Annotated in this window: 7 protein-coding genes; 6 read left to right on the plus strand and 1 reads right to left on the minus strand. The window is 65.6% G+C overall.

Features of this window, described 5'->3' with window-relative positions:
* The 4 genes from JMF90_RS16240 to JMF90_RS16255 form a co-directional block, all read left to right on the plus strand.
* Positions 1 to 759 (plus strand): YncE family protein (locus JMF90_RS16240; protein ID WP_201325227.1); only part of this gene is annotated, 759 nt, incomplete at its 5' end.
* 16 nt (positions 760 to 775) lie between these two features.
* Complete coding sequence (locus JMF90_RS16245; protein WP_023477463.1) at positions 776 to 1,750, plus strand: sterol desaturase family protein; 975 nt, start codon at positions 776 to 778, stop codon at positions 1,748 to 1,750.
* A gap of 125 nt (positions 1,751 to 1,875) precedes the next feature.
* Positions 1,876 to 2,703, plus strand: coding sequence for an EI24 domain-containing protein (locus JMF90_RS16250; protein WP_054927970.1), 828 nt, complete (start codon positions 1,876 to 1,878; stop codon positions 2,701 to 2,703).
* Positions 2,700 to 3,515, plus strand: coding sequence for a molybdopterin-binding protein (locus JMF90_RS16255; protein ID WP_054927969.1), 816 nt, complete (start codon positions 2,700 to 2,702; stop codon positions 3,513 to 3,515). Before JMF90_RS16250 ends, JMF90_RS16255 begins: the two co-directional genes overlap by 4 nt.
* A gap of 116 nt (positions 3,516 to 3,631) precedes the next feature.
* Here JMF90_RS16255 and JMF90_RS16260 read toward each other — a convergent pair whose 3' ends face one another.
* Positions 3,632 to 4,096: a rhodanese-like domain-containing protein gene (locus JMF90_RS16260; protein WP_201316992.1), complete on the minus strand. Its 465-nt coding sequence runs from the start codon at positions 4,094 to 4,096 to the stop codon at positions 3,632 to 3,634.
* A 407-nt stretch (positions 4,097 to 4,503) separates the two neighbouring features.
* Between JMF90_RS16260 and glnA the strand changes: the two genes are divergently transcribed.
* Positions 4,504 to 5,919: a type I glutamate--ammonia ligase gene (glnA, locus tag JMF90_RS16265; protein ID WP_011549441.1), complete on the plus strand. Its 1,416-nt coding sequence runs from the start codon at positions 4,504 to 4,506 to the stop codon at positions 5,917 to 5,919.
* A 161-nt stretch (positions 5,920 to 6,080) separates the two neighbouring features.
* Positions 6,081 to 7,223, plus strand: a complete 1,143-nt coding sequence (gene glnL / locus JMF90_RS16270; protein WP_006478366.1) for a nitrogen regulation protein NR(II) — start codon at positions 6,081 to 6,083, stop codon at positions 7,221 to 7,223.
* Positions 7,224 to 7,257: the final 34 nt, after the last annotated feature.

Consider the following 7,257-nt stretch of genomic DNA (forward strand, 5'->3'; position numbering starts at 1 on the left):
AGCCTGATGTTCCTCGATCCTAAGACGGGCAAGCTGCAGCGCACCGTCGAAGGGATCGACGATCCTTACCAGCTCGGTTTCTCGCCCGATCGCAAGTGGTTCGCGGCGGCCGGCCTGCGGCTCGACCGCGTCGACATCTACGGCTACGACGGCCGCGACCTGAAGCTCGTGAAGCGCGTGCCGCTCGCGGTGATGCCGAGCCACCTCGCGTTCACGAAGGACAGCAAGACGCTGCTCGTGTCGCTGCAGGTGTCCGGCGAGATCGCGGCGATCGACCTGCCGACGCAGACGGTCAAATGGAGGATGAAGGTCGGCAAGGTGCCGGCCGGCCTGTGGCTCACGCCGGACGACAAATTCCTGCTCGTCGGGATGACCGGCGCGGATTACGTCGCGGTCGTCGACTGGCGCAACCAGAAGATCGTCAAGCAGATCTACACGGGCAAGGGCGCGCACAACTTCCGCTCGCTCGCCGACGGCACGCACGTCGCGGTGACGAACCGCGTCGCGAACACGATCAGCATCATCGACGAGAACACGCTCACCAACGTCGGCGACATCACGGGCCTGTTGCCGGGCCCCGACGACATGGAGCTGTCCGCCGACAAGAAGACGCTGTGGGTGACGTTCCGTTTCGCGAAGAAGGTCGGGATCATCGACCTGGCCTCGCGCAAGCTGGTGCAGACGATCGCCGTCGGCCGCTCGCCGCACGGCATCTACTTCTACGACCGCGCGCCGTGGAGAGCGGCGAACGGCGCGTGACGGGCGGAGGCGAACGATGCTGCACCTGATCGATGCGTTCGTGTCGGACATCCAGACCTGGCTGTACGTCGACGTCGTGCAGCCGCTCCTCTTCAAGTTCAACCTGATGGACTATGACGAGGACACCTACGACGCGCTGTACTGGGTGATCATCGGCGCGCTGCAGATGGTGCTGATGTTCGCGCTGCTGCGCCCGCTCGAGGCGCTGCTGCCGGTCGAGCGCTGGAAGAACCGCCGCGCGGTGCGGGTCGACGTGATCTACACGGCGATCTCGAAGCTCGGCATCTACACGCTGTTCTTCTTCTTCGCGCTGCAGCCGGTGTTCGACAACTTCCAGGCGTGGCTGCGCCTGCACGGCGTCGCGAACGTCAACCTCGACTATCTGTGGCCGGGCGTGACCTCGCAGCCGATCGTCGCGTTCGCGATCTACCTCGTCGTGCTCGATTTCGCCGGCTACTGGTATCACCGCTGGCAACACAAGTTCGGCGTCTGGTGGGAGCTGCACGCGGTCCATCACAGCCAGCGCCAGATGTCGCTGTGGTGCGACGACCGCAACCACCTGCTCGACGACGTGCTGCAGTCGTGCTTCTTCGCGGCGATCGCGCTCGTGATCGGCGTGACGCCGTCGCAGTTCGTCGTGCTCACCGCGGTCACGAACTTCGTGCAGAGCATCCAGCATACGAATGCGCGGCTGTCGTTCGGCTGGCTCGGCGAGCGCCTGCTCGTCAGCCCGATCTTCCACCGCCGCCACCATGCGGTCGGCTATGGCCACGAAGGCACCAAGTACGGCTGCAACTTCGGCGTGCTGTTCCCGTGGTGGGACATGATGTTCGGCACCGCGTCGTGGAGCCGCACGGTCGAGCCGACCGGCATCCGCGAGCAGGTCGAGGGCGTGTCCTATGGCGACGGCTTCTGGTCGCAGCACGGCCTGGCGTTCGTGCGGATCTTCCGGCGCCTGTTCCCCGCCAAGCGCGGCGCGGCGTCGGCCTGATCCCCTCCGGCCGTTCTCCCGTTGAACGACCCTTCCACGCGGCCCGCATGCGCTTTGGCGCATGCGGGCCGCGTGGTTTATCCTTTCCCCGTTTTTCTCCGTCAATCCAGATTCCATAGGCTCGCATGAACGACTTGCTGCGTTCCTTCGTCCGGGCGCTCGCCAGCGCGTTGCACCCGCGCATGCTGTGGCTCACCCTGATGCCGTTCGTCGTGTCGGCGCTGCTGTGGGGCGCCGTGCTGTGGTTCTCGTGGCAGACGCTGCTGGACCTCGCGCGCGGCGCGCTCGACGGCTTCGTGCTGACGGCCATGCTGTATCGCGCGTTCGACGCGATCGGCATGTCGCAACTGCATGCGGTCGTCGCGCCGTTCGTGGTCGTGTCGCTCGCGATCCCGCTGATCGTGCTGACCGTGCTGCTGCTGATCGCGACGATCTCGATGCCGGTCGTGATCAAGCACCTGTCGAATCGCCAGTTCGCGGCGCTCGAAGCGAAGCGGGGCGGCACCTTCTTCGGCAGCGTGGTCAATTCGCTCGGCGCGGCGATCGTCGGCGTCGTGCTGCTCGTCGTCACGATCCCGCTGTGGCTGATTCCGCCGTTCTTCGCGCTGCTGCCGCCGGTGATCTGGGGCTGGCTCACGTACCGCGTGATGACCTACGACGCGCTCGCGCTGCACGCGAGCCGCGACGAGCGCCGCGCGCTGGTGCGCCGGCACCGCTGGCCGCTGATCGGCATCGGCGTCGCGACCGGGCTGCTCGGCACCGTGCCGACCTTCGTGTGGGTCTCGTCGGTCTGGATGATGGTGCTGTTCCCGTTCGTCGCGGCCGCCATGATCTGGGTTTACGCTTTCATCCTCGTCTTCTCGGCGCTGTGGTTCGGGCACTACTGCCTGCGCGCGCTGGAAGACCTGCGCGCCAGTGCGCGCGCCACCGCAATCGACATGAGGCAGGCATGAGCATCGGCATCATCATCATCGGCGACGAAATCCTTTCGGGCCGCCGGCAGGACAAGCATCTGGCGAAGGTCATCGAGCTGCTCGGCGCGCGCGGCCTCGCGCTCGACTGGGCCGAATACGTTGGCGACGATCCGGCGCGTATCACCGCGACGCTCGCGCGCGCGATCGCATCGGGCGACATCGTGTTCTCGACGGGCGGGATCGGCGCGACGCCGGACGACCACACGCGCCAGTGCGCGGCCGCCGCGCTCGGCGTGCCGCTCGAGCTGCATCCGGAGGCGAAGACGTTGATTTCGGAGCGCATTCGCGAGACGCACACCGATCCGGCCGCGCCGGTCGACTTCGAGTCGCCGGAGAACCAGCATCGCTTCAACATGGGCGTGTTCCCGGCGGGCGCGACGATCATCCCGAACGGCTACAACCGGATTCCCGGCTTCTCGGTCGGCGATCTGCATTTCGTGCCGGGCTTCCCGGTGATGGCGTGGCCGATGATCGAATGGGTGCTCGATACGAAGTACGCGCATCTGCATCACGCGACGCCGCATGCCGAGCGCTCGCTGTACGTGTTCGAGCTGCCGGAATCGACGCTCACGCCGTTGATGGAGAAGATCGAGCGCGATTTCCCCGGCGTGCGCGTGTTCAGCCTGCCGAGCGTCGGCGACGCGGAGCGCGGCGGCATCTATGCGCGCCGTCACATCGATCTCGGCGTGAAGGGCGAGCCGGAAGCGGTCGCGGCCGCGTTCGTGAAGCTGCGCGAAGGCGTGCACCTGCTCGGCGGCGACGTCGTCGAGCCCGATACGCCGCGCGCCTGAGCGGCCTGCCACGCCGCCTTGTCAAAAGCAACGGGCCGCGCAACGCGGCCCGTCATCGGCATGTCATCGCCCGGCTCGACGATGAGGTCGTCGCAGCCGGCGTGAGCGGCGCGCGCTCAGGCGCCGATCCACGGCAGTTTGCGGAAGCACCAGCCGTCGACCGTCTTGCGGTGGCCTTCGGCGTCCTTCGCGCCTTCGAAGCCTTCGAGCAGGTCGAACGCCTTCGTGAAGCCGGCCTGCGCGGATGCGACCGCGGCGAGCTTCGAGCGCGCGGCGCTGCGGCACAGGAACAGGATGGGCGTATCGGCCGGGAGGGCCGCCTTCAGTTCGTTGACGAATTCGGCGTTCGGCACGCCGCCCGGGTAACGCGTCCATTCGAGGTGCAGGTACTGGTCGTCGCCGACGAGCGGGCGGCCGATCCAGTCGAGCTCGGCGCGGGTGCGCACGTCGACCAGGCGCGCCGACGGGTCGAGCTGCAGCAGTTCGAATGCTTCGACCGGCAGCAGCGCGCCGGCATAGTTGAGCGCGCCTTGTGCGCGGCGTTCGTCGGCCTTCGCGTAAAGCTGGTCCAGCGTACTCATGGTAGGGAGTCTCCGTATCGGTCAAACGATCATTCTAGCGCGACGTCGCGGCACGGACGTCCGCCTGCGACACGGTGCATGGGCCGTACACGCGCTCACCAAAAGAGTGCAGAATGGCGCGAATGCACCAAAATAACTCGCTCGAAGCGACGGGGCTCGATGGTTGCACCACGTCGGTGCTTTCGGGGCGGAACCGATGGCGGGTAAAGCCCCGGAATCGCGCAGCGCAGCCCTGTCCTGGCGAGCCCTGACGCGATTCGCGCCGATCCTGCATGAAGGTGGCACGGAAGCTGCTATATAGAATTCGGTCGAATCGGGGCGCGCTGCGCCAAAGCAAGACCCCGATCAGCTCGATAAACGAGGCGGTTTCCCAGTCCGCCGGAATTGTTCAATCAGGAGAAGAGGTTATGAGTAAAACCGTCGCCGACGTCATGCAGCTCGTGAAGGACGAGGACGTCAAGTTTGTCGATTTCCGCTTCACGGATACGCGCGGCAAGGAACAGCACGTGTCGGTGCCGGTTTCGGCGTTTGACGAAGACAAGTTCGAAAGCGGCCATGCATTCGACGGTTCGTCGATCGCGGGCTGGAAGGGCATCGAGGCGTCGGACATGCTGCTCATGCCGGACCCGACCGCTGCCTTCGTCGACCCGTTCTACGAAGAGTCGACCCTCGTGCTGACCTGCGACGTGGTCGAGCCGGCCGACGGCAAGGGCTACGAGCGCGACCCGCGTTCGCTCGCGAAGCGCGCGGAAGCCTACCTGAAGAGCACGGGTATCGGCGACACGGCGTACTTCGGTCCGGAACCGGAATTCTTCATTTTCGACTCGGTCCAGTGGAACACGGACATGTCGGGCTGCTTCGTGAAGATCAACTCGGAAGAAGCACCGTGGTCGGCCGGCAAGGAATTCGAAGGCGGCAACACCGGCCACCGTCCGGGCACGAAGGGCGGCTACTTCCCGGTCGCGCCGGTCGACACGTTCCAGGACATGCGTTCGGAAATGTGCCTGCTGCTCGAGCAGCTCGGCATCCCGGTCGAAGTGCACCACCACGAAGTGGCGGGCCAGGGCCAGAACGAAATCGGCACGAAGTTCTCGACGCTGGTTCAGCGCGCCGACTGGACGCAATGGTCGAAGTACATCATCCATAACGTCGCGCACTCGTACGGCAAGACGGCGACGTTCATGCCGAAGCCGGTCGTCGGCGACAACGGTTCGGGCATGCACGTTCACCAGTCGATCTGGAAGGACGGCCAGAACCTGTTCGCGGGCAACGGCTACGCCGGCCTGTCGGAACTGGCGCTGTTCTACATCGGCGGCATCATCAAGCACGCCCGTGCGCTGAACGCGATCACGAACCCGACGACGAACTCGTACAAGCGTCTGGTCCCGCACTTCGAAGCACCGGTCAAGCTCGCCTACTCGGCACGCAACCGTTCGGCATCGATCCGCATTCCGCACGTGTCGAACCCGAAGGGCCGCCGTATCGAAACGCGCTTCCCGGACCCGATGGCGAACCCGTACCTGTTGTTCTCGGCGCTGATGATGGCCGGCCTCGACGGGATCCAGAACAAGATCCATCCGGGCGAAGCAGCCGACAAGAACCTGTACGACCTGCCGCCGGAAGAGGATGCAAAGATCCCGACCGTCTGCGCAGGCCTCGACCAGGCACTGGAAGCGCTCGACAAGGATCGCGAGTTCCTGACCCGTGGCGGCGTGTTCACGGACAGCATGCTCGACGCGTACCTCGCGCTGAAGGAGCAGGAGCTGGCGAAGTTCCGCATGACGACGCACCCGATCGAGTTCGAGATGTACTACTCGCTCTAATCGGCGATGGCGCTTCGATTCAGCGCCGTCATGCCGGTTCGTTCCCGTCGCGCGGCTGGCGGCGGGAACGGCGGAGTCTGAAAGGGGACGGCGTCCGGCCGTCCCTTTTTTGTTCCGACGATTTTCATTTTCTGGCCCGGTGAGGCGCGACAAGCACGCAGATGGTTCTGAAGAATCTGATCAAGGCGAAAACGGGGCAACCCGAACGACTGACGGACGACGAGCGGCTCGCGCGCTCGGGTCTGCTGGCGGGGCTCGAAGCGCTGCCGACGGTCGTGATCGTGCTCGACCGCAAGACGCTGCGGGTCGCGTTCGCGAACCCGTCCGCGGAGGCGATGCTCGACATCTCGCGGCGGCAGCTCGCACAGCGGCCGTGGGGCGAGATTTTTCCGAACGCGAACGAGCTTGCGTCGACGATCACCGCGATCGGCCAGGAACGCTTTCACGCGACGCACCTCGATACGGTGCTCGACCGGCCCGGCCGCGAACCGCTGCACGTGCATGCGATCGTCGGCTTCCTCGAGAGCGCGCCCGATTTCGTGCTCGTCGAGCTGTTCGAGAACGAGCGGCAGTCGCGCACCGATCGGGAAGAGCGCATCCACGACCTGACCGCGGTCAACAAGCAACTGATCCGCAACCTCGCGCACGAGATCAAGAACCCGCTCGGCGGCATTCGCGGCGCAGCCCAGCTGCTCGAATTCGAACTGGGCGAGCGCGAGCGCGGCGAGTTGCGCGAATACACGCAGGTGATCATCAAGGAATCCGATCGCCTGCAGACGCTCGTCGATCGGCTGTTGGAGCCGCACCGGCATCCGCACATCGTCGGCGACGTGAACATTCATGAAGTGTGCGAACGCGTGCGCGCGGTGATGCTCGCGGAATTTCCGCGCGGGCTCACGATCGAGCGCGATTACGACGTGAGCGTGCCCGACCTGCGCGGCGACAAGGAGCAGTTGATCCAGGCGCTGCTCAACATCGTTCGCAACGCCGCGCAGGCGCTGCGCGAACGGATCGCGCAGGGCGACGCGAAGATCGAGCTGCGCACGCGCATCGCGCGCAAGATCACGATCGCGAAGCGCCTGTACAAGCTGGCACTGGACTTGCACGTGGTCGACAACGGGCCCGGCATTCCGGAAGAGATCCGCGACCGGATCTTCTACCCGCTCGTGTCCGGACGCGACGACGGCAGCGGCCTCGGCCTCACGCTCGCGCAGACGTTCGTGCAGCAGCACGACGGGATGATCGAGGTCGAAAGCCGGCCCGGACGTACCGAATTTCAGATTCTGCTGCCGCTCGACCATTGAGCGGCAGCATTGCGATTCACCCATACCTGACCGA

It is taken from the genome of Burkholderia sp. E168m23 (assembly GCF_016586125.1).
GTDB classification, from domain to species: Bacteria; Pseudomonadota; Gammaproteobacteria; order Burkholderiales; family Burkholderiaceae; genus Burkholderia; species Burkholderia orbicola.

Excerpts from the sequence above, each read along its gene's own strand:
- JMF90_RS16245 (WP_023477463.1), top strand. The coding sequence starts at position 776 with ATGCTGCACCTGATCGATGCGTTCGTGTCGGACATCCAGACCTGGCTG.
- JMF90_RS16250 (WP_054927970.1), top strand. The coding sequence starts at position 1,876 with ATGAACGACTTGCTGCGTTCCTTCGTCCGGGCGCTCGCCAGCGCGTTG.
- JMF90_RS16255 (WP_054927969.1), top strand. The coding sequence starts at position 2,700 with ATGAGCATCGGCATCATCATCATCGGCGACGAAATCCTTTCGGGCCGC.
- JMF90_RS16260 (WP_201316992.1), bottom strand. The coding sequence starts at position 4,096 with ATGAGTACGCTGGACCAGCTTTACGCGAAGGCCGACGAACGCCGCGCA.
- glnA (WP_011549441.1), top strand. The coding sequence starts at position 4,504 with ATGAGTAAAACCGTCGCCGACGTCATGCAGCTCGTGAAGGACGAGGAC.
- glnL (WP_006478366.1), top strand. The coding sequence starts at position 6,081 with ATGGTTCTGAAGAATCTGATCAAGGCGAAAACGGGGCAACCCGAACGA.